This window comes from Natribaculum luteum (genome assembly GCF_023008545.1).
GTDB lineage: Archaea > Halobacteriota > Halobacteria > Halobacteriales > Natrialbaceae > Natribaculum > Natribaculum luteum.
The window spans coordinates 3435802-3461035 of the sequence record NZ_CP095397.1 but is presented as its reverse complement, the minus strand read 5'-3'; the positions used below and the strand labels follow the sequence as shown (position 1 = coordinate 3461035).

Here is a 25234-nt window from a genome sequence, read left to right as displayed (position 1 = left end):
ATTATGTGGTACGGAAAGCCACGCTTTCCAGACAGGTAACCGACGGTAACGATCCGCGTCCCGAAGCTATATTTCTGCCCGGGACAACGGGCGGATATGCGGGATGTCTACGTCATCGGAGCGGGACAGACCGCCTTCGGCGCGTTCCCGGACCGGAGCTACCGGGATCTGTTCGCCGAGGCGTACGAGTCCGCCCGTGACAGCGTCGACGACGGAATCGACACGGACGAGATCGACGAGGCAGTAGTCGGCAGCCTCGGCGTCGGGGGACGCCAGCTCGGCCTCTCCGGCCCGGCGGTGACCGAACACGTCGGGCTGCACAACACTCCCTGCTCGAGGGTCGAGAACGCCTGTGCGGCCGGCGGCTTCGCCGTCCGCCAGGGCGTCCAGGCGATCAAGAGCGGGCTGGCCGACGTCGTCCTCGTCGGCGGCTACGAGGTGATGACCGACATGAGCGGCGACGTCACGAAGTACTGGCTCGGCGTCTCCGGCGAGACGGAGTGGGAACGGCTGACCGGAACCACGTTCTCGGGCGTCTACGCCCAGATGGCCAGCGCCTACATGGAGAAATACGGCGCGACGAACGAAGATCTCTCGCGCGTGGCCGTCAAGAACCACGCGAACGGCGCGAAAAACCCGAAGGCCCACCTCGGCTTCGAGTGCTCGCTCGAGGACGCGACCTCCGCACCCGCGGTCGCCGATCCGTTGAACCTCTATCACTGCTGTCCGACCTCCGACGGTGCGGCTGTCGCCTTACTGGCGAGCGAGGACGTCGTCGACGAGTACACCGACGAGCGCATCCGCGTCGCGGGCGTCGGCGCGGCCAGCGAGCGCGTCGGGCTGGCCGAACGGGACAGCTACACCGGCATCTCGGCCTCCCAGGTCGCGGCCGAGACGGCCTACGATCGGGCCGACGTGGCGCCCGAGGACATCGACTTCGCGGAAGTCCACGACTGCTTCGCCATCGCAGAACTGGTCGCCTACGAGGATCTGGGCTTCTGTGAACCCGGCGAAGCGCCCCGCCTGTTGCGCGAGGGCGTCACCGACCCCGACGGCGACCTGCCGGTCAACACCTCCGGCGGGCTGAAGTCGAAGGGCCACCCGATCGGTGCGACCGGCACGGGCCAGGTCGTCGAGGCCTTCGACCAGCTCACCGGCCGGGCAGGCGAGCGCCAGCTCGACGATCCCAGGTACGGTCTCACCCACAACGTGGGCGGGAGCGGCGGTGCGTCAGTCGTCCACGTCTTCGAGAACGAGGAGGTGGCACGATGACCGGCATCGAGAGCGTCGGCGCGTACGCGCCCCGCTACCGACTCACCGCCGAGGCCGTCGAGGAGGCCTGGGGGCAGTTCCACGGCGCGGGCGTCTCCGAAACCGCCGTGCCCGCGGGCGACGAGGACACGCTGACAATGGCCTACGAAGCCGCCTCACGCGCCCTATCGGCGGGTGAGGTCGATCCGGCGGACGTCACTGCCCTGCTCGTCGGGACGACGACCCCGCCCAACGAGGAGGAGGCGATGGCCCCGCGACTGGTCAGCACGCTCGGCCTCCCCGAGGCCCTCGAGACCCGCCAGTTCACGGGGAGTACCCGCGCCGGCGTCGACGCGCTGGCGGCCGGCCTCGAGCGCGACGGCACCTCCCTGGTCGTCGCGACCGACGCGCCGCGGGGCGCGCCGGACGACGAGATCGAACACGCTGGCGGCGCGGGCGCTGCCGCGCTCGTGCTCACGCCAGACGGCTCCGGGTCCGTGACGGAGCACGCCGAACGAGTCGAGGCGTTCCCCGGCACCCGGTTCCGTCCGCGTGGCTCCGAGGAGACGACCGGCCTCGGCGTCACCGGCTACGATCGGCGGGCGTTCACCGACACCGTCGCGGCTGCTGTCGACGACCTCGAGACCGACCTCGCTACCGCCGACGCCGTCTGCCTCCAGTCGCCGAACGGCAAACTCCCCTACCGCGTGACGGGTGCGCTGGGCGTCGACGGCGAGACGCTCCAGCGCGGGACGACCGTCCACGACCTCGGCGACACCGGCGCGGCCAGCACGCTCCTCGGCCTCGCGAACGCGCTCGAGGACGGCCACACCGACCTCGTCCTGATCGGCTACGGCTCCGGCGGCGGCGCGACGGCGTTGGCCGTCGACGGCGACGGGGTCGGCGTCGAGACCCGCCTCGAGGATGCGGAGACGCTCACCTACGGCGAGTACCTCCGGATGCGCGGCGACGTCACCCCCGGCGAACCCGACGGTGGCGGCGCGTACGTCAGCGTCCCGAGCTGGAAACGCACCCTTCCCCAGCGCCACCGGCTCGTCGCCGGTCGCTGTCGGGAGTGTGGAAAGTTCGCGTTCCCACCCGAGGGTGCCTGCACGGACTGTGGTGCGCTCGAGGAGCACGACGAGGTCGAACTGCCCGGGACCGGAACTGTCGAGGCGGCGACCGTCATCGGCCAGGGCGGTGCCCCGCCGGAGTTCGTCGAACAGCAGGCCCGCGAGGGTGCGTACGTCAGCGCCGTGGTCGCCCTCGACGGCCCCGACGGTGCGGACGACACCGTCTCGACGCCGGCACAGGTCCTGACCGTCGGCGACGAGACCGTCGAGGTCGGCGACCGCGTCGCGGCGACGATCCGCCAGATCTACACCCAGGAGGGCGTGACCCGCTACGGGTTCAAGATGCGGCCCCTCGAGGAGTAACGTACTGTCGAACGAAAATCCAGGCGGATTTTCGCCCGCCAGTATCGACGAATAGATCGGGTATGTCCGGGCGCTCATCACGGGACAGGCGTCCCGTTCTTCGCGCCCTCCGTCTTCTCCTCTGCGAGCGGCCGAGGCTCTATACAGGATCGTGACGTATCGTCGTGTGAACGATGGCGACGAACGCCGAACGCGTGCTTCGGTTCCTCCTCGAGCGTCGGGACGAGACGTTCGAACCCAGCGAAATAGCCCGCCGGATCGACGCGACCGAGAACTCGGTTCGGTCGGTTCTCGAACGGCTCTGCGATCTCGACCTCGTCCGGGACGGAGAATCCGGCTGGACGGTCGACGATCTCGAGGCCGTCAGGCACGCGTTCGTCCACAGTTCGACAGCAACGTTTCTCGACGAGGTGCTGGGGGTCGAATCGTGCGATGAATGGATCGAAACAGCAGAAAACGAGTCGCCCTGATCAGGGCCGCTCGAACACCGTCGCGACGCCCTGCCCGAACCCGACGCACATCGTCGCCAGGCCGTGCTGGCCGTCGCGGCGCTCGAGTTCGTGCAGCAGCGTCGTCGCGATGCGCGCACCGGAACAGCCGAGCGGGTGGCCGAGCGCGATCGCGCCGCCGTTGACGTTCAGTTTCTCGTCGTCGAAGCCGAGTTCACGCTTGCAGTAGAGACTCTGGGAGGCGAAGGCCTCGTTGAGTTCGACGAGGTCGAGGTCGTCGACGGTGAGGTCGGTCCCCTCGAGTGCGTTTCGCGTGGCCGGGACGGGGCCGATCCCCATCACGCGCGGGTCGACGCCGGCGACGCCACGGGAGTGAACGCGGGCGAGTACGTCCAGGTCGTGTTCTTCGGCGTACTCGGCGCTGGTCACGAGCAGGCCGGCCGCGCCGTCGGTCAGCGGCGAGGCGTTCCCGGGCGTGACGGTCGCCGCGTCGTCGTCGGCGAAGACGGTGGGGAGGGAGGCGAGGGTCTCGAGGTCGGTGTCCTCCCGGGGTCCTTCGTCGCGGTCGACGACGCCGTCCTCTGTTTCGACGGGGACGACCTCGTCGTCGAACCGGCCCGACTCCCAGGCGTCGATCGCGCGTTCGTGCGAGCGCAGCGCGAACTCGTCCTGTTCCTCGCGGCCGACGTCGTACTTCCGGGCGACGCGCTCGGCCGTCACACCCATCGGGAGGGCGTCGGGGTCGTAGCGTTCCTCGATGCCGGGGTGGAGCCAGTCGGAGAAGGGAATCCGGCTCATGTGTTCGACGCCCGCGACGGGGAAGACGTCGCCGTCGCCCGTCTCGATCGCGCGGGCGGCGTCGACCAGCGTCGTGAGCGAGGACCCGCAGAGTCGGGTGGTCGTCGCGCCGGGTACCGTCTCGGGGAACCCGCCCGCGAGCAGCGACTGGCGGGCGAGGTTCCGACCCTGTTCGTCTTCCTGGTTCGCACAGCCAAGTCGGAAGTCGTCCCACTCCTCGGCCGGCACGCCCGTCCGTTCCTCGAGCGCCTCGAGTACCGTGATCACGAGGTCCTCGGGGTAGGTGTCGGCGAGTCCACCGTCCTTTTTCGCCTGTGGGGTTCGCACTGCGTCGACGATTACAGCCTCGGCTTGCGTCATCACGAAGTAGGTCGAACGGTTCGGGGTTAAGCCTTCGGCTCTGACCGTGTGACGCTGGAGCTGCTGGCACGCTCGCGGTACTCGGTACCGATTCACTATCGTATGAAAGTTCGATATGGTTTTGAATCGCACGTGGCGAGGTTGACGCAGGCAACACCCACGAGTGGGAGAGCCACACCAACGACGATCTCTGCAACCCTGCGCGGATGTCGACGCCCGCCTGTCGGAGTTCGTCTCGACCCCATCATGACCGCGATAGATACCGCATCGACGTGGCCGTCGGTCTCGTCGATTCCACCAGTCGTACCGCTCTCGAACGCGTGCCGTACCGCCGACTGCCGGAAACTCTCCGTCGAACGATGACTGAAGACTTCAAAGCGGGTGCCCGCGACTCCATCGGGATCTTGCTCGGGCTCGTCCCGTTCGCGCTCGTCTTCGGGATCGCCGCGGACGGTGCAGGACTGTCGACGATCCAGACGGTGGCGATGTCCGCGGGTATCTTCGCTGGCACCGCACAGCTGGTCACCGTCGAGTTGATCGCTGCGAACGCGGGACTCGCCATCGTGATCGTCACCGGGATCGTGGTCAACCTGCGGATGCTCATGTACTCGGCGTCGATCGCGCCACACTTCACCGAGTACGGACAGCGCACGCGTGCCGTTCTCGCGTACTTCCTCACCGACCACGTCTACGCGATGTCTATCGCCGAGTACGCCGAGGAAGCCCGGAGCCGGAACAAGCGGCTGTACTACCTCGGACTCGGCGTGAGCATCTGGCTCGTCTGGGTCGCCGCGACGGTCGTCGGCTACGTCCTCGGTGCCGGCATTCCGGAATCGCTGAACCTCATGTTCGCGATTCCGCTGGTCTTCCTCGCGATCCTGGTTCCGGCGATCGAGGACGCCCCACAGGTCGTCGCCGCGCTCGCGAGCGCCGTCGTCGCGATCGCCGCAGCGTACGCCGTCGCCGAGTTCGGCCTGCCACGGGGTCTCGATCTGCTGATCGCGGCAGCCGTCGGGATCGTCGCCGGCGTGACCGCCGAGGAGGTGATGGCCCGATGAGCGAGTACGCCGTCCTCGAGATCTGGGCTGTGATCCTCGTCATCGCCGTCGCGACCTACCTCATCCGGCTCTCGTTTATCCACCTGTTCGGCCGGATCAACCAGGTGCCACCGCGCGTCACGCTCGTTCTCAAGTTCGTGCCCGCGGCGGTGCTGGCGGCGCTGGTCGCACCCCAGCTCGTGACGCCGAGCCCGGACGTCGCCGAGATGGTCGTAGACGAGCGGCTGGCCGCCGGCATCGTCGCCGCCGCGGTGGCGTGGTGGCGCGGCGACATCCTGGTGACGATCCTCGTCGGCATGGTCGCCCTCTGGGCGCTCCAGTTCGGTCCCACGCTCGTCTTTTGAACGGTACCGCTTCCCGAAAACGGAAACTGCTTTCACTCCCCCACGAGATTCGTCGTGTATGCACGTTGCAGTACTCGGAGCCGGTACTATGGGTCACGGCATCGCACAGGTGACCGCCATGGCCGGCCACGACGTGATCGTACGGGACATCGAGACGGAGTACGTCGAGAACGGACTCGAGTCGATCGAGCAGAACCTCGAGGGCGGCGTCGAGCGCGACAAGGTCACTCGCGAGGAAGCCGACGCGACGCTCGAGCGCCTCTCGGGAACGACGGACCTCGCGGAGGCGGTCGAGGGGGCAGACCTCGTCGTCGAGGCAGTCCCCGAGGACATCGACCTCAAGAAGTCGACGATGGAAGACGTCGAGGAACTCGTCGACGACGACGCGGTCATCGCGACCAACACCTCCTCGCTGTCGATCACGGAGATCGCGAGCGCCGCCGACGAGGACGGTCGCGTGATCGGCCTGCACTTTTTCAACCCCGTTCACATCATGGGGCTCGTCGAGATCGTCGTCGCCGAGCAGACCGACGAGGAGACCCTCGAGTTCGCCCACGAGTACGTCGAGGGCATCGACAAGACGCCGGTCGAAGTGACCGACTCGCCCGGCTTTGCCTCCTCGCGGCTGGGCGTCGCACTCGGCGTCGAGGCGATGCGGATGGTCGAGGAAGGCGTCGCCGACCCGCGGGACATCGACGCCGCGATGGAACTGGGTTACAACCACCCGATGGGGCCGATCGAACTCGGCGACGTCGTCGGACTCGACGTCCGACTCGACATCCTCGAGTACCTGCGTGAGGAACTTGGCGAGCGGTTCAAACCGCCACAGGTCCTGAAGCGGAAGGTCCGCGCGGGCAAACTCGGCAAGAAGACCGGCGAGGGCTTCTACGTCTGGGAAGACGGCGAGATCGTCGGCGTCAGCGGGGAGGTCGACGAATGAGTCTGTCCGACGGTCCCGTCGACGGCACAGACGAGATCGAGGCCGTCGCCGACGACTGCGAGACGGTCCACGCGAGCGTCGGCGACCAGGTTTCGGGCGTCGCGACGGTCACGATCGACCGACCCGACGCGCGAAACGCCCTGAACGCCCAGGTCCGCGCCGAACTGAAAGACGTCGCGGCGGCGATCGAGGAGAGTGGCGTCCGCGTCGTCGTCCTCACGGGCGCGGACGAGGCGAAGGCGTTCGTCGCCGGGGCGGACGTCGGCGAGTTCCGCGACCGCGGCGCACTCGAGCAGCGCGAAATCTCGAAGCGGCCGCGCGTCTACGAGGTCGTCGACGACCTGCCCCAGCCCGTCATCGGCCGACTCAACGGCCACGCCCTCGGCGGCGGCTGCGAACTCGCCCAGGCCTGTGACGTACGCATCGCCCACGAGCGCGCGAAGATCGGCCAGCCCGAGATCAACCTCGGGATCATGCCCGGCGGCGGCGGCACCCAGCGTCTCCCCCGGCTGGTCGGCGAGGGACAGGCCATGCGCCTGATCCTCTCGGGCGAACTGATCGACGCCCACGAGGCGTCCGAGATCGGCCTCGTCGACGTCGTCTGCGAGGACGACGAGGAACTCGACGACGAGGTCTACGGCCTCGCCGAGTCGATGGCCGCGAAGAGTCCGGTCGCCCTCGAGTTCGCCAAGGAGGCCGTGAAGGCGAGTTCGCGGATGGACCTGGCGCAGGGCATCGAGTACGAGGCCGAACTGTTCGCACAGCTGTTTGCGACCGAGGACAAAGACGAGGGGATCGACGCCTTCTTCGAGGATCGCGAGCCGGAGTGGAAAGGCCGGTAACCGCGCCGCAAGCGGTCGACTCACAGACGATCGATTTTCGGAACGGACGTTCGATCCGAGTCGACGACGTGGTGAAAAGAGGCGGTTCCGACGGGCGAAACTAAACGGTGACGCCGAGGTACCTGTCGAGCACCTCGTCGTTGTCTGCGAGGTCGTCCGACGTGCCCTCGTAGACGATCTCTCCCTGGTCGATCACGTAGTTTCGATCCGCGAGTTCGAGGCAGACGTGGACGTTCTGCTCGACGAGCAAGACGGTGATGCCCTGCTCGTTGAGTTCGCGGACGATGTCCATCAGATCCTGAACGATATAGGGCGCGAGCCCCTCGGTCGGTTCGTCGAGCAAGACGAGGTCGGCACCGCCGACGAGCGCGCGGGCGATCGCGAGCATCTGCTGTTCGCCACCCGAGAGCGACGAACCGGCGTTGTCGGTCCGTTCCCGGAGGTTCTCGAACATCTCGAGTGCCTCCGCGATCGACAGCGAGTCCGCCTCGGTGCCGCCGCCGTGGTCGGCGATCTCGAGGTTCTCCATGACGGTCAGTTCGGGGAAGATCCGCCGCTCTTCGGGTACCAGCGAGATACCGCGTTTGACCGTCTCGGTCGCTGGGAGCGTCGTGACGTCTTCGCCGCGGTAGGTGACCGAGCCGGCCGTCGGGGTGACGATACCCATGATGCTGCGCAGGGTGGTCGTCTTCCCGGCCCCGTTGCGACCGACCAGCGAGACGACGTCGCCGCGATCGACCGACAGCGACAGGTCGCGAAGCACCTTCGTCTCGCCGTATCCCGAGTCGATGCCGTCGACCGAGAGCAGCGGATCGCTCATTCGATCATCCCTCCGAGGTAGGCGTCCTGGACGTCCTGGTTCTCGGCGATTTCCTCGGGCGTTCCTTCCGCGAGGATCTCGCCACGGTTCAACACGGTAATGCGGTCTGAGAGGTTCATCACGAGTTCGATGTCGTGTTCGATGAGCAACAGCGTCTGGTCGACGAGCACCTCCTCGATCAGGTCGATCGTCGCCTGGGTCTCCTCGACGCTCATGCCCGCGGTCGGTTCGTCGAACAACACCAGGTCGGGGTCGGTCGCGAGCACGACGCCGATCTCGAGGCGGCGGCGATCGCCGTACGCCAGCGCTTCCGCCTGCTCGTCGGCGACGTCCGCCAGGCCGATCTGTTCGAGGATTCGATCGGCGTCGGCGTTCATCGTCTCGTAGCGCTCGGTCGGTTTGAACAGCGACTCGAGGAAGGTGTACTCGTCGTCGTGGACGGCCTGGGACGCCAGCCGGACGTTTTCGCGGACCGAGAGGCCGCCGAAGACGTTCGAGATCTGGAACGAGCGGCCGATCCCGCGACGGACGCGCTCGGGCGGCGAGAGGTCCGTGATCTCTTCGCCGGCGAAGTAGATCGAGCCGTCGGTGACCGGGAGGGCACCGGAGATGAGGTTGAACAGCGTGGTCTTCCCCGCGCCGTTCGGGCCGATGATGCTCCGGAACTCCCCGCGCTCGACCTCGAGGTCGACCCGGTCGGTCGCCGTGAACTGGCCGAACTGTTTGACGAGTCCGTCGGTTCGGAGGATCGCGTCGCCGTCGGCGTCCCGTTCCTGTCGGGGCGTCTCGACGGCCATCAGTCGTCACCTCCGCCGAAGCCGGTGTCTTCCGGCGTCGGCTCGGGACCGGGACCCGACCCGCGCGAGAGGTACGGGGCGAGCTGAGACGGCAACGAGACGAGCCCCTGCGGGAGGAAGATCACGAAGAGGATAAACACCGTCCCGAGCACCAGCCGCCACCGGGCGGTAAAGTCCGTAAGCACGTCCTCGAGTCCGAAGAAGACGAACGAGCCGAGGATGGGGCCGTACAGCGTCCCCATGCCGCCGAGGATGACCATCACGATCACCTCGCCAGAGTGAAGCCAGTGGGCGAACGACGGCGTGGCGTAGCCCGTATTGAGGGTGAACAGCCCACCGGCCAGCCCCGCGAGCGCGCCGCTGACGACGAACGCACGGCGCTTGTAGATGGTCGTCTCGTAGCCGAGGAACGTCGCCCGCTGTTCGTTCTCGCGGATAGACTTCAGCACCGAGCCAAAGGGCGACCGCAGCATCCGGCGCGTCAGCAAGAACGCACCGAGCAGCGCGGCGAGTGCGACGTAGTAGAACAGCGTCTGGCCGGTCAGCGTGACCGTGCCGAGGAAGATGGCGATCGAATCGAGGTCGATCCCGACGCCAGCGACGCCGTAGTACGCCGACGCGCCGAACAGCCCATCGGAACCGTTGGTGATCTCGAGTCGGGAGACGAGGTTGTAGAACAGTTCGGCGAAGCCGAGCGTGATCATCGCGAAGTAGACGCCCGAAACCCGGATCGAGAGGAAGCCGACGAACCACGCGATTCCGGCGGAGACGAGCACCGCCAGGGCGATCGCGACGAACGCGGACTGGCTCACGTTGAGCAAGACGATCGCGACCGCGTACGCACCGGTGCCGTAGAACAGGGCGTGACCGAGCGATACGAGCCCAGTGTAGCCCATCACGAAGTCCAGGCTGAGCGCGAACAGTCCCCAGATGAGGATCTCGATCACGAGCGAGACGACGTACATCGAATAGAGCGTTCCCACCCCGAGCGGGACGAGTGTGAGTAACCCGACCATGACGATCGCCAGCCTGGTCCGCGTCTGTGAGTCGAGGATGCCGCCGGTGCCAGTGAGCAGTTCGCCGCCGTCGTCGTCGTGCGCTTCGGAGCCGAACAGTCCCTGGGGTCGGATCAACAGAATGCCGATCATCAACAGGAAGATGACCAGTCCCTCGAGGACCGGCACGTGGGTTCGCAGGACCGTCTGGATGACCCCGACGAGGAGTCCGGCGACGACGGCACCCTTGAAGCTTCCCAGGCCGCCGAGGACGACGATGACGAACGCCGGAATGATGATCGACGTCCCCATCTCTGGACTGACCGTCTGGTAGCCACCGAGGACGATCCCGGCGACTGCGGCGAGTGCCGCGCCCATCCCGAAGACGAGCGAGTAGTAGCGGTCGATGTCGATCCCGAGGTTGCGGACCATCTGCCGGTCCTGTGAGCCGGCACGGACGATGAGTCCGAACTTCGTGTACTCGAGCAGCGCCCACACGCCGAACGCCATCGCGCCACCGAATGCGATGATAAAGAGGTTGTACAGCGCGTAGTTCGCTCCGAGAACGCCGACCGTGGCCCGCAGGAACTCGGGTATCGGCATGCTGACCGAACCCGGTTCCCAGCCGACGTATATCAGGTCGTTGATCACGAGCACTAACCCGAAGGTCAGCAGGATGTGATAGAGCGGGTTCCGTCCGTACAGCGGCCGGACGGTGAACCGTTCGATCAACACGCCGATGACGCCCACGAGCAGCGGTGCGACGAGTAGTGCAACGAAGAAGCCGGTACCCCCACCGAGTGGCCCGATCAGTGCCAGCGCAAAGTACGCCCCGAGCGCGAACAGTTCGCCGTGGGCGAAGTTGATGACGTGCATGACACCGAAGATGACCGAAAGTCCGGCGGCAAGCAGGACGTACACCACGCCGATCGTCAGGCCGTCCAACAGTTGTTGTATGAGTCCTCCAAGCATTGGTCTAAGAAGAACCGTGTCTGCTTACAGTTCGCAGCCCGTGGTTTCACAGTCTGGAGCGGCCTCCTCACCGGAGAGTTCGGTGAGGAGTTCGACGTCGGCGACGTCGCCGCTATCCGGTTCGACACACTGGCCCATCCAGACCGGGTTCATCGCCTGCTGGTCGCACTCGCGGAACCTGTTCGAACCGAAGATCGTCTCTTGCTCGAGGCCTGCGAGGGTGTCTTTGACCGCCGTCGGATCGGTCGTGCCGGCCTCCTTGATCCCGCGTGCGACCATCCGGACCGACTCGTAGCCGACCCGCGAGAAGTTGTCGGGCAGGGCGTCGTACTCGTCCTGGTACGCCTCGACGAACGTCTGGTTGTCACCCGTCTCGAGGCTCGGCACGTACCGGACCCCGCTGTAGACGCCGTACGCGCCCTCGGCGGCACCTTGCAACACGGGCTGGAACGAGGCCGTCGTCGTCACGATGGGAATCTCCTCGCCCAGTCCGCGGCGGGCGGCCTGCGAGAGGAAGATCGCGAGGTCGGCACCGGTCATGCCGACGACGACGGCGTCCGCCTCGTCGCTGGCGCTCGAGATCTGACTGATAAACGCCTCGAAGTCCGTCGAGCCGAACTCCGACTTGGTCATCCCGACCTCGCTGTAGGAGTCGCTGATCGACGACATCCGCGACTCGACCTCCGCTTTGACGGAATCGCCGTACGCGTAATCGGCGATGTGGTAGAAGATCTGATCACCGAGATTGTCGACGGTCCACTGTGCCATCCCCTCGGCAATCTGGGCGGTGCTCGTCTCGAAGCGGAACACGTAGTCGTTGCAGTTTTCCCCAGTAATCGAGACGGCCGCTGCTCCTGGCGTGTACACGACCTGGTTGTCCCTCGCGAAGTCGTTGACTGCAATCGCGACCGAACTCGAGATACAGCCGGTGAGGTACTGAGCCCCCTCGGACTGCACCGCTTCCGTGGCTTTCTGGGTCGCAGTCGACGCGTTCGACTGACTGTCGTACGTCTCGTACTCGATCTCGAAGTCGTACTCGTCGCTGTCGTTGATCTGCTGGATTGCGAGCTCCGTGCCCTGGAGTCGCTCCTTGCCGAGATCGGTGAACGACCCGCTGAGCGGCTCGATGACACCGTACTGGACCGTATCGGAGTCTCCGCCCCCGTTGTCGACGTCGTCGGCGTCACCGATACAACCGGCCAGCCCGGTCAGACTGACCGCCCCCCCAGCGGAAATCGCTTTGATAAACTGTCGCCTACTACCGTGTGACTCGCTGTCTGAAATCACAGGCTGAATAATTTAGAACACTCTATAAAATTTCACCCGTATTTGTAGCGGCTTTATACGGTTCTATAACGAAAGTAGACGAACTATACGTGACAAGTCACCAACCATCGAGGAAGAAACGACTAGAGGGGAAATACGAATCAGTTGTCGAAAAGAATAAATTACGATTGTCGAAAATAGATCGCGGCCAGCACAACTCGAGACGGCCGCGACCGGGCCGCGATCACTCCGCGCGCTTGATCAGGAACTTCATGTCGCCCTCGAAGACGACGTCGTCGTCCTGGTTCGTCATCGTCGTGTCGATCGTGACCAGTCCGGCGTCGTCCTTGCTCGAGAGTTCGCGTTTTTCGGTGACCTCCATATCGAGGCTGATCGTGTCGTCCATGAAGACCGGGTTCGGGATGTCCATGTAGTTCATCCCCAGGAACGCGTAGACGGTCCGCTCGACGATGCCACACCGGTAGACGAATCCGGTTGCCAGGCTGAACGTCATGGGACCGTGTGCGACGCGACCGTCGAAGTGGCCGTCCTCGGCGAAGTGTTTGTTGGTGTGAAGTTCCGTCCAGTCGCCAGTGAACATCGAGTGCATGACGAAGTCGGACTCGGTGACGGTGCGACCGACGCTCTCGAACATCTGACCCACTTCGAAGTCTTCGAAGTAGTGAGGCTCGTAGCTGTACGCCATGAGAAACTGTTCAAACAATGTCGGTAAATACGTTTCCGTTCGCTGCGCTCGAGGGAGTTTACTGTTCGTGTGTCACAGAAAGACACACTAGTCAGCAGAATTATGTCGAGGGCCTGCAACGGTCGAGGTATGTTCCGCATACTGGTCGGTATCGACACCGACGAACGGCGAGCGAGTGCACAGGCGTCGACGATCGCGTCGCTACCAGCAGCCGACGAGGAGATCACGGCGGTCCTGTGTCACGTGTTCCAGGACAACCCGGAGGGTGCGTCGGTACAGCAACTCGAGTCGGTTCGGCAGGCCGCAGAGTCGCTCGACGAACGCGGTATCGACTACGAGTACTACGAGACGAGCGGGGAACCGGCCAGCGAACTGATCAGGATGGCAGAAGAGCAGGACTTCGACATGATCTGTCTGTCGGGCCGCCAGCAGACCCCGACGGGGAAAGTCATCTTCGGGAGCGTCACGCAGGCGGTCATCCTCGGAACCGATACTCCGGTCGTCACGGTCAGTCCGGAGCAGTAAGTCGGACCGCCGTGGTCGCTTGGCTCGTCCCCCTGCTCCTATTTGAACCCCGTCTATGTGGTGGAGGAGAGTGATCCCCGTGCGCCGCCATCGTATAGACGTGAACGCCGATGACGACCGACACCTGCCCCGCCTGGAACCCGGACGCGTGTGAGGGGACGCCCTACTGTCCGCCGCGCTGCCCGCGGTTCGTCGACAAGCACGGCGAACCGATCCTCGTCGAACCGTTCGACTCGCGCCACCAGGACGGCCTCCTCGAGATGTACGAGGGCTACCCCGACGCCTACCGGTCGATGGGGCTGCCGCCAGTGCGACGCGAGCGCATCGAGGAGTGGCTCGAGGCGCTGGCGGACACCGGCACGAACTTCGTCGCCCGCGACGACGATCGGGTCGTCGGCCATGCAGCGTACGCCCCGGACTCGAGTGCAGAACCCGAGTTCATCGTCTTCGTCGATCCCGACTATCACGACCGGGGGATCGGCAGCGAGCTCTGCCGACAGACGATCGCCTACGCGGCAGCGGACGGCGACCACGAGGCGATCGTGCTCGACGTCGACGTCGCGAACGAGCGGGCGATCCACGTCTACCGGCGGATGGGATTCGAGACGGTCGAACGCCGCGGTACCGACCTTCGCATGCGCCTGTCGTTCGACGAACCGATCGTCGACGCGGTGCAACGACCGCCGGCAGAACGGCCGTCGAGACCGTAACCGCGTCGGCGCGACGCCCTCCTGGACGTGACCGACCGTCGGTGTCATATTTTATTAGGATGGTCTGTCATTGTTCGCTCGCATGTACAAGCACGTAGCCTTGCTCGTCCGCAAGGACGGCCTGAGCCACGAGGAGTTCCTCGACCACTGGCAGAACACGCACACCCCGATTGCCAAGGAGATCGAGGGCGTCGTCCGCTACCAGCAGGTTCTCCCTGCCGACTCCGACGCCGCGGAGTTCGACGGCATCGCCGAACTGTTCTTCGAGGACCTCGAGGAACTGTACGACGCGCTCGGTAGCGAGGGATCGCGCGACTACGATCCCGACCGCGGGAAGGCAAAGGAGGCCCGCGAGGACGTCGACAACTTCCTCGCACTCGAGGAGCGCCCGCGACTGATTGGCGAGGAAATCGTCGAGAAAGACGAGGTCGACGGCGACACCGACGGCCTGTACAAGCACTCGGCGTTTCTCGTCCGCAAAGAGGGAATGACCCACGAGGAGTTCCTCGATCACTGGGCGAACGAACACGTTCCGCTCGCACGCGAGATTCCCGGCGTCGTCCGGTACGCCCGTGTCGTCCCGACCGAACCCGAACACGCCGAGTTCGACGGCATCGCCGAACTCTACTTCGAGGATCTGGACGCGCTGCGTGCTGGCCTCGGCCACGAGTCCTCCCGGGACTACGATCCCGACCACCCCAAGGCCAAGGCTCCCCGCGAAGACGTCGACAACTTCCTCGCACTCGAGGACCGTCCCCGGTTCGTCGGACAGGAACGGCTCGTCAAGGCCGACGACCTGGAGCGATGACCGATCCCGACTACGAGCGCCAGATCCGCGAGGCCTACCCCGAACTCGAACACATCGAGGACGACGACCTCCGCGAGAAGGTCGTCGAGGCCTGGCGGCTGGGACTCGAGCGCGGCGGCTGGAAACACGTCGAAGACATCCCCTACGCGTGGAACATCCACGAGGTAACGAACGTCGAACACGTCCGCGGGGTCACGAAGATCGCACTCGAGTCCGCCGAGATCCAGCGGGAGTTCCACGGTGCCGACCCCGACGTCGACGTGATCGTCGCCGCCTGCTTGCTCCACGACGTCGGCAAGTGCTACGAGTACGTCGACTTCGTCGACGCCGAGACGCTCGTCGACCCCGACCGCGAGACGTACGCGACCGAGGGGATTCCCCACTCCATCTCGGGGTACGCCCTCGCCCACGAGGTGGGCTGTCCACTCGAGGTCCAGCGTGCGATCCCCCACTTCATCGGGGAGGTGCCGACGCGCACGCTCGAGGCGGAACTCGTCAAGTCGGCCAACTCCGCGTCGTCGAACGCGATCACCCAGTCTGCGATGGGGATCACGCTGAAAGAGTGGGTCGAAAAGTACAGTCAGACCCAGGAGTAGCGGGTCGACTCGTCACGACCGGCGCGGACGCGGGAACTCAGACGAGCAGCTGGACGTCGGAGTCAGCCATGTGCTGGAGGGCGGTGGCGGCCCCGACACCGGTGGTGACGCCATCGTAGAAGTCGTCTTCGTCGTAGTCCATCAGTTCGATGGTCATCTGACAGGCCTGGAGGTCGACGCCGCTGTCCAGCGAGAGTTCGATGAGTTCCTCGATGGTGGCGGTGTTGTTCTCGTCGATCTTTTTTTCCATCATGCGCGTGGCCATCGCGTCCATCCCGGGCAACGCAGCCAGCGCGTTGGGCATCGGCATACTTGGGTTGCCGACCGCCGAGAGTTTGAGGTTCTTGGACTTTTCCTCGTGGAGGATGTCGAGTCCCCAGAACGTGTGGAAGACGACGACGTCCCAGCCGAAAGCGGCGGCCGTACTCGCCAGGATCAGCGGCGGGTACGCCATGTCGAGTGTCCCCTTCGTCGCGACGATCGTCATCTGCTTCTGGTCGTCGCCGACGGCCGCCTCGAGGTCGGCCAACTGCGCCTCGAGTTCCTCGACACGCTGTCTGAGTTCGGCCTCGGTTGGATCTGCCGCGTCCCCCGATGGCTGTGTATCCGAGCTCATCTCACGCGGTCTTCTCGACGTAGTGTTTGTAGACGCCGTCGCCTTCCTCCTGGGCCAGGAGTTCGACACCGTCGGTGCCGGCGGCCCAGCCCTCGATGTCGCTCATGCTCCCGGAGTCGGTCGCGACCACCTCGAGGACTTCGCCTTCCTCGAGGTCGTCGATCGCCTGCTTGGTCTTGACGACCGGCATCGGACAGCTCGCACCCTGTACGTCGAGTGTTTCCGTAACGTCGAATTCAGTGCTCATGGTTTGATGTTCTGTGTTGTGGTTAGCGCACAATATTACACCCACGGTTAAAAGGTTATCGCTCCTTGTGGAAAACTCGAACAACTGTAATTCGAGTTTATTCCTTATTCCCTCCCAATAGCGCGTTACGCGCACTAAACAACAATATACAGAGGGTGGCCGTAGTCTATATTGCGCATATTGCAAAATACTATGGAAACTCTTATGTGGGTTCACCCGGTAGGAGTACCTGTACAACATGAGCGACATGGACTTGCCAACGCCAGACGTCCCGGTCGACACGATCGATCCAGAGACGCTCAAGAGCCGAATCGACGCGGGTGAAGACGTGACGGTCCTCGACGTTCGCGCGGCGAACGACTACGAGGAGTGGCACATCGAGGGCGAAACCGTCGAGTCGATCAACGTCCCCTACTTCGAGTTCCTCGAGGACGAGATCGACGACGACGTCCTCGCACAGATCCCCGACGACCGCGAGATCGTCGTCCTCTGTGCGAAAGGCGGCTCGAGCGAGTACGTCGCGGCGACGCTGAAAGAGCGCGGTTACGACGCCGTCCACCTCGAAGACGGGATGAACGGCTGGGCCGCGATCTACGAGGCCGTCGAGGTCGCCGACTACGACGGCCCCGGCACGCTCGTCCAGTACCAGCGCCCCTCGAGTGGCTGCCTGGCCTACATGGTCTACGACGACGACGAGGCTGCCGTGATCGATCCCCTCCGGGCCTTCACCGATCGCTACCTCGAGGACGCCGACGAACTCGGCGTCGACCTCACGTACGCCATCGACACGCACATGCACGCCGACCACCTCTCCGGCGTCCGCGCACTCGTCGAGGAGGGCGTCGAGGGCGTCATCCCACAGAAGTCCGCCGACCGCGGGGCGACCTACACCGACATCGTCACCCTGGCGGAGGACGGCGACGAGTTCCAGGTCGGCGACGTCACGATCGAGGCCCTCTACACGCCCGGCCACACCACCGACATGACGTCCTACCTGATCGGTGACAGCCTGCTGGCGACCGGCGACGGTCTGTTCACCGAGAGCGTCGCCCGCCCCGACCTCGAGGAGGGCGACGACGGTGCACCTGACGCCGCACGCATGCTCTACGAATCGCTCCAGGAGCGCGTCCTGCCGCTGCCAGACGACACGCTGATCGGTGGCGCACACTTCAGTGACGCGGCCGAGCCCGCCGACGACGGCACCTACACCGCCCCGATCGGCCAGCTCGAGGACGAGATGGAGGCGCTCTCGATGGACGAAGAGGAGTTCGTCGAGCTGATCCTCTCGGACATGCCGCCCCGCCCGGCCAACTACGAGACGATCATCCCCACCAACCTCGGCCAGAACGTCGTCGACGACGACGACGAAGCCTTCTCTCTCGAGCTCGGCCCGAACAACTGCGCCGCCAGCCAGGAAGCGCTCACGGGCGACTAATCCCCGTTACGTCCTCTGACGACGGTCCTCACTGTAAGCGACTCCGTCGGCCCTACGGCGGTCGACACTGACTCGACCTGCCGACGACTCTCCTGCCGTACTGGTCGATCCAGTACCTGCGTGTCTGCCGCCTTCGACTCGCAGTTTCCGAAAAATCCGACAGAATTGTGCACAGCCGTCAAAACTGCCTGTACGGCAGTGGCAATGCGGAAACACACACGCGAAAAAGTGCTAGTTGTACATTACTGCCCGGGTGCCAGAGATAGGGGCCAGGTAGCCGACGGCGTCGGCGAATCGTCGCCACGACGGTCGACTCGAGAACGATCCGTCCCCCGTCAGTCTTCGCGGCGGTCGCCCGTATGTCGTGGGACTGCAGTCGTGGGAGAAGTCATACTCTGGACAAAACGATTCACACCTCGATCGCACTCGAACGGCCGTCGTCAGCGGCGACGGGCCGGGAGACGCGATCGAGTGTTCAGTGACCGTTGTCCGGCAGTATCAGAACCGACCTCACGACGAGAACGCATCGTGGTCGGTTGGGCGCGTGCGTCGCACTCGTCTCGGCGACGAGTCACGACGGCACGCAGCCGGCGGCGGTCGCCGTCGGTCGACCGTGACGAGAACGCGCCATCCAGCGGCATTGTGCATGACACACAAAACCCTTTTAACACCGTAGGCCTTACAATCGGCCAATATCATGGCAGACTCGATGTCAGAGTACCTCCAGCAAGACATGGAGTGTGAGGGCTTGCTGGAGTGTCTCCACGGACTCAAACAGCTCGACAAGGAGTGTTTCCAGGTACTCGTCGAGAGCGAGGAGCCGTTGACGATCGACGAGGTGGCCAACCGGGTCGATCGCGAGCGATCGACGGCCTACCGCTCGATCCAGCGACTGCTCCAGACGGGCTTCATCCAGAAAGAACAGATCAACTACGACCAGGGCGGCTACTACCACGTTTACCACCCGGCGGACCCCAAGCAGGTCGCCGACGACATGCAGCGGATGCTCAACGACTGGTACGCCAAGATGGGCCAGCTCATCCAGGAGTTCGAGGACAAGTACGACCAGCGCCTCGAGGAGATGGCCGCCGAGTCGTAATTCACGACGTCACACCACGTTCTATCTTGTCACTCTCCGTTTTTGCTATTCACCGATACGGTTCGCTCGTAGCTCCCGCGACGAGTGGAATCGATCGGTCGTTCTGATGTACCGCCGAAATGACTGAATCACGAGCGATCCGTACTGTACGGCGCTGTATGTGTGTTTTGGTATTGCACAATACATCCAAAACCGTTAAAGCACTGGAGCAAGTACGTGGAGGTACGATGTCGCAGACCCCAACCGAACCAGTTTACATCGACGGTCAGTCACACCTCGAGGAAGTCGTCTCCGAGTACGGCGTCGTCCTCGTCGACTTCTACGCCGACTGGTGTGGCCCGTGTAAGATGATCGAACCCGTCCTGGAAGACCTCGCAAGCGACACAGACGCTGTCATCGCGAAGGTGGACATCGATCAACACCAGCGACTCGCCGGTGCAAACGGCGTGCAGGGCGTCCCCACGCTCTTGCTCTACTCGGACGGCCAGCAGGTCGAACGTACCGTCGGCGTCCAGCCGGCCGAACAGCTCCGGCAGCTGATCGACAACTACGCAGCGTAAATGACCGAGACGACACGCGACGTGGTCGTCGTCGGCTCCGGCGTCTCCGGCCTCTCGGCTGCAGTCTACGCCGCACGGGCCGACCTCGAGCCGGTCGTCCTCGAGGGGCCGGAACCGGGCGGACAGCTCACGCTGACGACCGACGTGGAGAACTTCCTCGGATTCCCCGAGGGCGTCGGTGGGATGGAGCTGATCCAGCGCGGGAAAGAGCAGGCCGAGCGGTTCGGTGCGGAGTTCGTCCGCGCGACCGTCGAGTCCGCTGACCTCGAGGATCGACCGTTCGAACTCTCCCTGTCGAACGGCGAGACGCTGCGAACGCGTGCGTTGATCGTCGCGACCGGTGCGAGCGCTCGCTGGGTCGGTGCCGAGAACGAAGACGAGCTGATGGGCTACGGCGTCTCGACGTGTGCCACCTGTGACGGCGCGTTCCACCGCGGGGACGACGTCCTCGTGATCGGCGGCGGCGACAGCGCGATGGAGGAGGCGCTCTTCCTCGCGAAGTTCGCCGAGAGCGTGACGATCGTCCACCGTCGCGACGAACTGCGCGCCTCCGAGGTCATGGCCCGCCGCGCGCTCGACCACGAGAAGATCGAGTTCCGCTGGAACACCGAACTGCTCGAGATCCACGGCAGCCAGGAGGAAGGCGTCACCGGCGCGACGCTGGTGAGCCACCCCGACGGCTACCCCAAGGAGAAGTTCGAGAACGGCGATGAGGTCGACCGCGATGACGTCGACGTCGGCGGAATCTTCTACGGCGTCGGCCACGTCCCGAACACGGACTTCCTCGAGGAGACGCCCGTTTCCCTCGACGACGACGGCCACCTGCTGACCCTCGAGGGGATGACGACCGAGACGAACGTCGACGGCGTCTTCGGCGCTGGCGACGTGATGGATCCGAACTACCGGCAGGCGATCACCGCCGCCGGCACCGGGAGTATGGCCGCTCTCGACGCGGAAGCGTGGCTCGACGAGCAGGACGCAGAGCGCACCGAGGCGGCTACCCCCGCCTGAACCCGCTCCAGGACGACGACACCGGCGTTTTCAAGACAATTTCCCGAGATACCTAGCGCGAGACCAATGCAACCCACAGACCTCCGTGACGACATTCCCGCCCTCGAGGACGACGTCTACTTCAACACGGGCGCGAGCGGCCCGAGTCCGCGCCGCGTCGTCGAGGCGATCGAATCGACCCTCGAGTACCACGAGTACGAAGCTCCCGCAAACGAAGGGATGTACACCGCCGCGGCGGACGTCTACGAGTCCGCGAGCGCAGCCGTCGCAGACTTGCTCGGCGCTTCCCCCGACGAGATCGCACTGACCCAGAGCACGACAGACGGCATCAACCGCGTCGCGGGCGCGATGGACTGGAGCGACGACGACGTCGTCGTTCGGACCGACCTCGAGCACTCGGCGGGCGTGCTCCCGTGGCGACGACTCGAGCGCACACGCGGGATCGACGTCCGCGTCCTCGAGACCGAGCGAGGATACGTCGACGTAGAGGACGTGAAAGCTGCTGCCGACGACGCGACCCTGTTCTGTGTGAGTTCGCTCACCTGGACGCACGGGACGCGCCTGCCGATCGGCAAGATCGTCGACATCGCCCACGACGCCGGCGCGTCCGTGCTGGTCGACGCCGTACAGGCACCCGGGCAGACGGTCGTCGACGTCGACGAGTGGGGTGCCGACTTCGTCGCCGCTGCAGGACACAAGTGGCTGCTCGGGCCGTTCGGGGCCGGCTTCCTGTACGTCCGCGACGGCGTCGAACGCGACCTCGTGCCGAGCGCGATCGGCTACCGGAGCGTCGTGGAGGCAAACGCCGCGGATTACGAGTACGAACCCGGTGCGGGCCGGTTCGAGGTCGGCACGACGAGCCCCGCGCCGTACGCCGGACTCGAGACGGCGATCGACCTCCTCGAGGAGGTCGGCATCGAGACGGTCGAAGATCGGATCGCGAGCCTCACCGACCGACTCAAAGACGGAGTTCCAGAAGATCGGCTTCTCAGTCCTCGAGAGTACGAGTCCGGTCTCGTAACGATCGCCGTCGACGACCCCGAGGCGACCGTCGAACGGCTGGCCGAACGCGGGATCGTCGTCCGCTCGCTCCCGTATCCCGAGGCGATCCGCGCGTCCGTCCACGCGTTCAACACCCGCGAGGACGTCGACGCCTTGCTCGAGGCGCTGTAGTTACTCGCCCTCTGCGTCGTCGACGCGTCTGATCGCCTCCTCGAACCTGGCGTATGGCTGTGCGCCGACGAGTTTGCCCCACGTCTTCGACTCCCGGTCGAAGATTCCGAACGTCGGCGTGGCGGTGACGTCGTACGAACTGGCCTGCTCGACGTCTGCGTCGATCTCGGCCTCGAGTTCGTCGCGTCGATTCTGGAGGCAGGTCTCGAGTGCGTCGGCGTCGACGCCCGATACCGACCGGGCAATCTCGAGGAGGCTCTCCTCCGAGGCCCACCCGGAGTTCTTCTCGCCTTGCTCCTCGAAGACCGCAGTCTGCCAGTCCCAGTAGGTGCCCGGCGAGTCGTCCCGGACCCGTCGCCAGACGCAGGCGGCCGCGACGGCGGCGGTCATCGAGTCTTCGCCGAAGTACGGCAGCCAGATGAACACGACGCGAACGTTCCCCGGTTCGACCTGCTTGCGGACGATTTCGGGGAGCGTCTCGCGTTCGAATCGCGCACAGAACGGACACTGGAAGTCCGTCCAGTAGTAGAGGTCGATCGGTGCGTCGGGCGACCCCATAAGCGGCTTTCCCTGCAGATCGACGCCGAGTCCGGATGTCTGTTCGCTCGAGTGAAACGTCGGCGAGATGCCGTCGGACGAGTTGCCGCCGGACGAACCGACGCTCGTTGGTCCGTCGGTAGAGCCATCGGAGCGGCCGAAGAGATAGGCACCGCCACCGAGAACTGCCAGCGAACCGCCGAGGAACGCGCGGCGGGACGGCCGATACGAATCCATACGTTGTGATCACGCTTCCGTTAGCGTTGCGCGGTCCTAAACGCAGGGACGTTTTGCTGACCCAGCAAACGATGGTGACGAATTTAGTCGTCGCCGCTCTCGTTTCGATCGAACGTGGTTTCCATCGACACCGACGGACACCGCCGCCGCGGCCGACGACCGCTCGAGGTGGACGAGTCAGACGACCGGACGGTACGGTCTCCGCGTCGTCGAGCCGTTCTTGGCGGACTCGCAGCATCTGTCGGCAGCGTCGCCGGGTGCCTCTCGGCGGGAAAACGACCGGCGTCGGAGGCGGCGTCGAACGACGAATCCACCGCGGAGCTGGTCGCGGCCGCGACGACTGCCCTGGGAACGGACTCGCTCTTTCACGCGACGACCGAGACGACGGCGCTCGGCGTTCCGTTGGCCGGAGTTCCCATTGCGGGCGCACGCGACGCGCCGGTCGACCTCTACTACTGGGGCGACTACCAGTGTCCGTTCTGTACACACTTCGAACGGGGCGCCTTTCCGGAGCTACTCGCAAACGACGTCGCGGACGGCACCGTCCGGATCGCGCTCCTCCAGCTTCCAAAGGTCGGTGACGACTCGAAGGTCGCGGCCGCGCTGTCGAAATGCGTCTGGCGGCAGGTGCAGGAGGACCGACCCGACGCGTACCTCCGCTGGCACGAGGCCGTCTTCGACGCCCAGGGCGAGAAGAACTCGGGATGGGCGTCGCGAGCAGCCTTGCTCTCGCTTACCGAGGACGTCGACGGCATCGACGCCGACGCCCTCGAGGCCGACCTCGAGACGAACCGCGAGAAGATCCGGTCGCGACTCGACGCCGACGCCGAGAGCGCGACGGCCAACGGCGTGTCGGCGACGCCCAGCTTTCTCGTCTTTCACGCCGACTCGGACACGACGACGCAGTTGAAAGGTGCACAGCCCTACGAGATGTACCGCGACGCGATCGAGGAGGTGCAGCATGCGTAGCAGCGCGTTCGCCGACTTCCTCGACGAACTGCGCGCGGCGCTCGCGTACCCGTTCGAGACGTGGCGACGGATCGCCGGGCTGGCGTTCGTCGCGGCCGTCACGTACGTCGTCCTGATCTTCAGTACGATGCCCGAGTTCACAATCCAGATGCTCGGTGCGGGGCTGCACTGGTTCGACTACGTCCTGATCTCGCTGACGGAGACGGCCTACCAGACGGACGGCTTCACCACCCTCGGCGTGATCGTCCTCTACGCCGTCCTCACCGGCGTCGCGGTCGTCAACGCCGCCGCGCAACTGCGCGTCGTCGGCCTCTCGAGTCTCACCGACCTCACCGGCGTCCTCCCCGGACTTCTCGCGTCCGGCTGTGCGAGCTGTGGTGCCGGACTGCTGGGATTTCTGGGCTTCGCCGGCGGACTGGCGGCGTTGCCGTTCGAGGGCCACCTCGTTCGCGTCGCCGGCCTCGCTCTCCTGGTGTTCTTCCTGGGTCGAACTGGAAATCCAGAACAGTGCCGGATCGAGACCGATGTGTCCCGCTGACGTCCGACGGACGACGCCCGCCGCGAGTGCCCCGAGTCGATCGCTCGAGTCGAGAAACCGTCGCCTATTTGCTCGCCGACGCCGAACGCCCGCTGTGCAATCGGAGGGGAATCCGGATCCCGGCGACGTCTTTGCCGTCCTGGCAGACGACTACGCGCGACGTATTCTCGTCGCCGCGGATCGCCAGCCGATGACCGCGAAAGCCCTGAGCGAGGCGTGTGACTCGTCGCTCGCGACGGTCTACCGTCGCGTCTCGACGCTCCAGGAGTACGGCTTGCTCGAGGAACGAACGGCCGTCGATCCCGACGGCGCACACAGAAGCGAGTTCGTGACGACGCTCGAGGGCCTGTCGCTCGAGTTGACCGACGGCGACCTGTCGCTGACCCTCGACACGCGAGACGAACTCGCGGACAACTTCACGGCACTCTGGGACGACCTCCGTGGTGACGAATGATCCAGCCACCGCTCGCCATCGCCAAACTGATCACGCTGGCGTTGAGCCTCGCGGTGGCGTACCTGGCCTACCACGGCTACCGACGAAACGGCAGCGAGCCGATGCTGTACGTCTCCGTCGGCTTCGTCTTCATCGGTGCCGGCGCGATCTGCGAGGGGCTCATCTACCTCGTCTTCGACACGTCGATCGAGTCGGCAGGGCTCATCCAGGCACTGCTCGTCTCGAGTGGAATGCTGCTCGTTCTCGCGTCGCTGCGAAAGTGACGCGGCGCGTCGAGGGTGGCGAGTAGAGCGGCGGAGGGGTTTCAGACGCTGTCGTCGGGATCGTGGCGTTCTCGCATACGGCGTGCCTCGCTGGCGTACCGCTCGACCGTCTTCTCGTCGTCGACTGCAGCCAACCGCTCGGCATCGACGGTCATCGCGGCCGTGACCGTCGGCGCGCCACGCGAACCGAAGCGATTGTACGCGCGTTCTTTCTGCAGGTAGTATCGGCCGTCGGGCGTCGCGTACACCATCACGAGGATGTTCGGCGAGTCCTCGGAGAACGTCCGCTCGACCATCCAGACGCGAACGTCTCCGTCGTCTGCTTCAGGAGCATCGATCGTCCGTGCGGACGCGTCGGTCATAGTCGTGGATCGATCGCAGTCGAATAAATGCGCGCCCGTCGATTCTCGTCGGCTGGGAAC

30 protein-coding genes are annotated in these 25234 nt (G+C 65.2%); 20 read left to right on the top strand and 10 right to left on the bottom strand.

Translation table 11 applies throughout. The features are described from left to right. Positions 1-96: 96 nt before the first annotated feature. The 3 genes from MU558_RS17840 to MU558_RS17830 all read left to right on the top strand — a co-directional run bounded on the left by MU558_RS17840 (position 97) and on the right by MU558_RS17830 (position 3157). Positions 97-1272, top strand: coding sequence for a thiolase domain-containing protein (locus MU558_RS17840; protein WP_246970277.1), 1176 nt, complete (start codon positions 97-99; stop codon positions 1270-1272). Next, the gene (locus MU558_RS17835) at positions 1269-2687 is read left to right on the top strand and encodes a zinc ribbon domain-containing protein (RefSeq protein ID WP_246970274.1); all 1419 of its coding nucleotides are present in this window, start codon (positions 1269-1271) and stop codon (positions 2685-2687) included. Before MU558_RS17840 ends, MU558_RS17835 begins: the two co-directional genes overlap by 4 nt. A gap of 173 nt (positions 2688-2860) precedes the next feature. Then, complete coding sequence (locus tag MU558_RS17830; RefSeq protein WP_246970272.1) at positions 2861-3157, top strand: DUF4423 domain-containing protein; 297 nt, start codon at positions 2861-2863, stop codon at positions 3155-3157. On the opposite strand, the gene MU558_RS17825 is transcribed toward MU558_RS17830, so the two are convergent. Continuing rightward, positions 3158-4294 carry a thiolase family protein gene (locus MU558_RS17825; RefSeq protein WP_246970270.1) on the bottom strand — a complete coding sequence of 379 codons (1137 nt, stop codon included), beginning with the start codon at positions 4292-4294 and terminating at the stop codon, positions 3158-3160. It lies immediately after the preceding gene. Positions 4295-4653: 359 nt separating this feature from the next. Here MU558_RS17825 and MU558_RS17820 point away from each other — a divergent pair, with 359 nt between their 5' ends. Genes MU558_RS17820 through MU558_RS17805 form a run of 4 tightly spaced genes read left to right on the top strand, consistent with a single transcriptional unit; the run spans position 4654 to position 7478 of the window. Beyond that, positions 4654-5352 (top strand): AzlC family ABC transporter permease, encoded by a 699-nt coding sequence (locus MU558_RS17820; protein ID WP_246970269.1) that lies wholly within the window; start codon positions 4654-4656, stop codon positions 5350-5352. Then, entirely contained in the window at positions 5349-5696 is a 348-nt protein-coding gene (locus MU558_RS17815; RefSeq protein WP_246970267.1) for an AzlD domain-containing protein, read from the top strand. Before MU558_RS17820 ends, MU558_RS17815 begins: the two co-directional genes overlap by 4 nt. A 58-nt stretch (positions 5697-5754) precedes the next feature. Further along, entirely contained in the window at positions 5755-6636 is an 882-nt protein-coding gene (locus MU558_RS17810) for a 3-hydroxyacyl-CoA dehydrogenase family protein (RefSeq protein ID WP_246970265.1), read from the top strand. After that, positions 6633-7478 (top strand): enoyl-CoA hydratase/isomerase family protein, encoded by an 846-nt coding sequence (locus MU558_RS17805; protein ID WP_246970253.1) that lies wholly within the window; start codon positions 6633-6635, stop codon positions 7476-7478. The genes MU558_RS17810 and MU558_RS17805 overlap by 4 nt, the downstream gene beginning before the upstream one ends. A 100-nt stretch (positions 7479-7578) precedes the next feature. Here MU558_RS17805 and MU558_RS17800 read toward each other — a convergent pair whose 3' ends face one another. The 5 genes from MU558_RS17800 to MU558_RS17780 form a co-directional block, all read right to left on the bottom strand. Further along, positions 7579-8298: an ABC transporter ATP-binding protein gene (locus tag MU558_RS17800; protein WP_246970250.1), complete on the bottom strand. Its 720-nt coding sequence runs from the start codon at positions 8296-8298 to the stop codon at positions 7579-7581. After that, positions 8295-9095, bottom strand: a complete 801-nt coding sequence (locus MU558_RS17795; protein ID WP_246970247.1) for an ABC transporter ATP-binding protein — start codon at positions 9093-9095, stop codon at positions 8295-8297. Before MU558_RS17795 ends, MU558_RS17800 begins: the two co-directional genes overlap by 4 nt. Then, positions 9095-11062 (bottom strand): ABC transporter permease, encoded by a 1968-nt coding sequence (locus tag MU558_RS17790; protein WP_246970244.1) that lies wholly within the window; start codon positions 11060-11062, stop codon positions 9095-9097. Before MU558_RS17790 ends, MU558_RS17795 begins: the two co-directional genes overlap by 1 nt. Before the next feature lie 24 nt (positions 11063-11086). Then, the gene (locus MU558_RS17785; RefSeq protein WP_377071362.1) at positions 11087-12265 is read right to left on the bottom strand and encodes an ABC transporter substrate-binding protein; all 1179 of its coding nucleotides are present in this window, start codon (positions 12263-12265) and stop codon (positions 11087-11089) included. 307 nt (positions 12266-12572) lie between these two features. Further along, a complete protein-coding gene (locus tag MU558_RS17780; protein WP_246970240.1) occupies positions 12573-13034 on the bottom strand; it encodes a MaoC/PaaZ C-terminal domain-containing protein in 462 nt (153 codons plus the stop codon). A 129-nt stretch (positions 13035-13163) separates the two neighbouring features. On the opposite strand from MU558_RS17780, the gene MU558_RS17775 reads away from it, so the two are divergent. The 4 genes from MU558_RS17775 (at position 13164) to MU558_RS17760 (ending at position 15673) form a co-directional block, all read left to right on the top strand. After that, positions 13164-13559, top strand: coding sequence for a universal stress protein (locus MU558_RS17775; protein WP_246970237.1), 396 nt, complete (start codon positions 13164-13166; stop codon positions 13557-13559). 110 nt (positions 13560-13669) lie between these two features. After that, the gene (locus MU558_RS17770; RefSeq protein ID WP_246970234.1) at positions 13670-14269 is read left to right on the top strand and encodes a GNAT family N-acetyltransferase; all 600 of its coding nucleotides are present in this window, start codon (positions 13670-13672) and stop codon (positions 14267-14269) included. Between the two features lie 82 nt (positions 14270-14351). Continuing rightward, entirely contained in the window at positions 14352-15077 is a 726-nt protein-coding gene (locus MU558_RS17765; protein WP_246970231.1) for an EthD domain-containing protein, read from the top strand. Continuing rightward, complete coding sequence (locus MU558_RS17760; RefSeq protein ID WP_246970228.1) at positions 15074-15673, top strand: HD domain-containing protein; 600 nt, start codon at positions 15074-15076, stop codon at positions 15671-15673. The genes MU558_RS17765 and MU558_RS17760 overlap by 4 nt, the downstream gene beginning before the upstream one ends. A gap of 37 nt (positions 15674-15710) precedes the next feature. On the opposite strand, the gene MU558_RS17755 is transcribed toward MU558_RS17760, so the two are convergent. Together MU558_RS17755 and MU558_RS17750 are read right to left on the bottom strand one after the other, a co-directional pair. Beyond that, positions 15711-16289, bottom strand: a complete 579-nt coding sequence (locus MU558_RS17755; RefSeq protein WP_246970225.1) for a DsrE/DsrF/DrsH-like family protein — start codon at positions 16287-16289, stop codon at positions 15711-15713. Position 16290: 1 nt separating this feature from the next. Further along, positions 16291-16536 (bottom strand): sulfurtransferase TusA family protein, encoded by a 246-nt coding sequence (locus tag MU558_RS17750; RefSeq protein ID WP_246970222.1) that lies wholly within the window; start codon positions 16534-16536, stop codon positions 16291-16293. A 238-nt stretch (positions 16537-16774) separates the two neighbouring features. Here MU558_RS17750 and MU558_RS17745 point away from each other — a divergent pair, with 238 nt between their 5' ends. From MU558_RS17745 to MU558_RS17725, 5 genes are all read left to right on the top strand, one after another. Continuing rightward, positions 16775-17971, top strand: coding sequence for an MBL fold metallo-hydrolase (locus tag MU558_RS17745; protein WP_246970219.1), 1197 nt, complete (start codon positions 16775-16777; stop codon positions 17969-17971). Positions 17972-18668: 697 nt separating this feature from the next. Continuing rightward, the gene (locus MU558_RS17740) at positions 18669-19070 is read left to right on the top strand and encodes a helix-turn-helix domain-containing protein (RefSeq protein WP_246970216.1); all 402 of its coding nucleotides are present in this window, start codon (positions 18669-18671) and stop codon (positions 19068-19070) included. A gap of 227 nt (positions 19071-19297) precedes the next feature. Next, the gene (trxA, locus tag MU558_RS17735) at positions 19298-19630 is read left to right on the top strand and encodes a thioredoxin (RefSeq protein WP_246970213.1); all 333 of its coding nucleotides are present in this window, start codon (positions 19298-19300) and stop codon (positions 19628-19630) included. After that, positions 19631-20641, top strand: coding sequence for an NAD(P)/FAD-dependent oxidoreductase (locus MU558_RS17730; protein ID WP_246970210.1), 1011 nt, complete (start codon positions 19631-19633; stop codon positions 20639-20641). 66 nt (positions 20642-20707) lie between these two features. Further along, positions 20708-21814 (top strand): aminotransferase class V-fold PLP-dependent enzyme, encoded by a 1107-nt coding sequence (locus MU558_RS17725; RefSeq protein ID WP_246970207.1) that lies wholly within the window; start codon positions 20708-20710, stop codon positions 21812-21814. Here the strand turns inward: MU558_RS17725 and MU558_RS17720 are convergent, their stop codons facing one another. Continuing rightward, on the bottom strand, positions 21815-22588 hold the full coding sequence (locus MU558_RS17720; protein WP_246970204.1) for a DsbA family protein: 774 nt from the start codon (positions 22586-22588) through the stop codon (positions 21815-21817). 114 nt (positions 22589-22702) lie between these two features. Between MU558_RS17720 and MU558_RS17715 the strand changes: the two genes are divergently transcribed. From MU558_RS17715 to MU558_RS17700, 4 genes are all read left to right on the top strand, one after another. Then, positions 22703-23557: a DsbA family protein gene (locus tag MU558_RS17715; RefSeq protein ID WP_246970189.1), complete on the top strand. Its 855-nt coding sequence runs from the start codon at positions 22703-22705 to the stop codon at positions 23555-23557. Beyond that, the gene (locus tag MU558_RS17710) at positions 23550-24095 is read left to right on the top strand and encodes a hypothetical protein (protein WP_246970186.1); all 546 of its coding nucleotides are present in this window, start codon (positions 23550-23552) and stop codon (positions 24093-24095) included. Before MU558_RS17715 ends, MU558_RS17710 begins: the two co-directional genes overlap by 8 nt. 94 nt (positions 24096-24189) lie before the next feature. Next, positions 24190-24549 (top strand): winged helix-turn-helix domain-containing protein, encoded by a 360-nt coding sequence (locus MU558_RS17705; RefSeq protein WP_246970169.1) that lies wholly within the window; start codon positions 24190-24192, stop codon positions 24547-24549. Next, a complete protein-coding gene (locus tag MU558_RS17700; RefSeq protein WP_246970166.1) occupies positions 24546-24812 on the top strand; it encodes a DUF7521 family protein in 267 nt (88 codons plus the stop codon). The genes MU558_RS17705 and MU558_RS17700 overlap by 4 nt, the downstream gene beginning before the upstream one ends. A gap of 41 nt (positions 24813-24853) precedes the next feature. On the opposite strand, the gene MU558_RS17695 is transcribed toward MU558_RS17700, so the two are convergent. After that, the gene (locus MU558_RS17695) at positions 24854-25174 is read right to left on the bottom strand and encodes a DUF7967 family protein (protein ID WP_246970164.1); all 321 of its coding nucleotides are present in this window, start codon (positions 25172-25174) and stop codon (positions 24854-24856) included. Positions 25175-25234 lie beyond the last annotated feature (60 nt).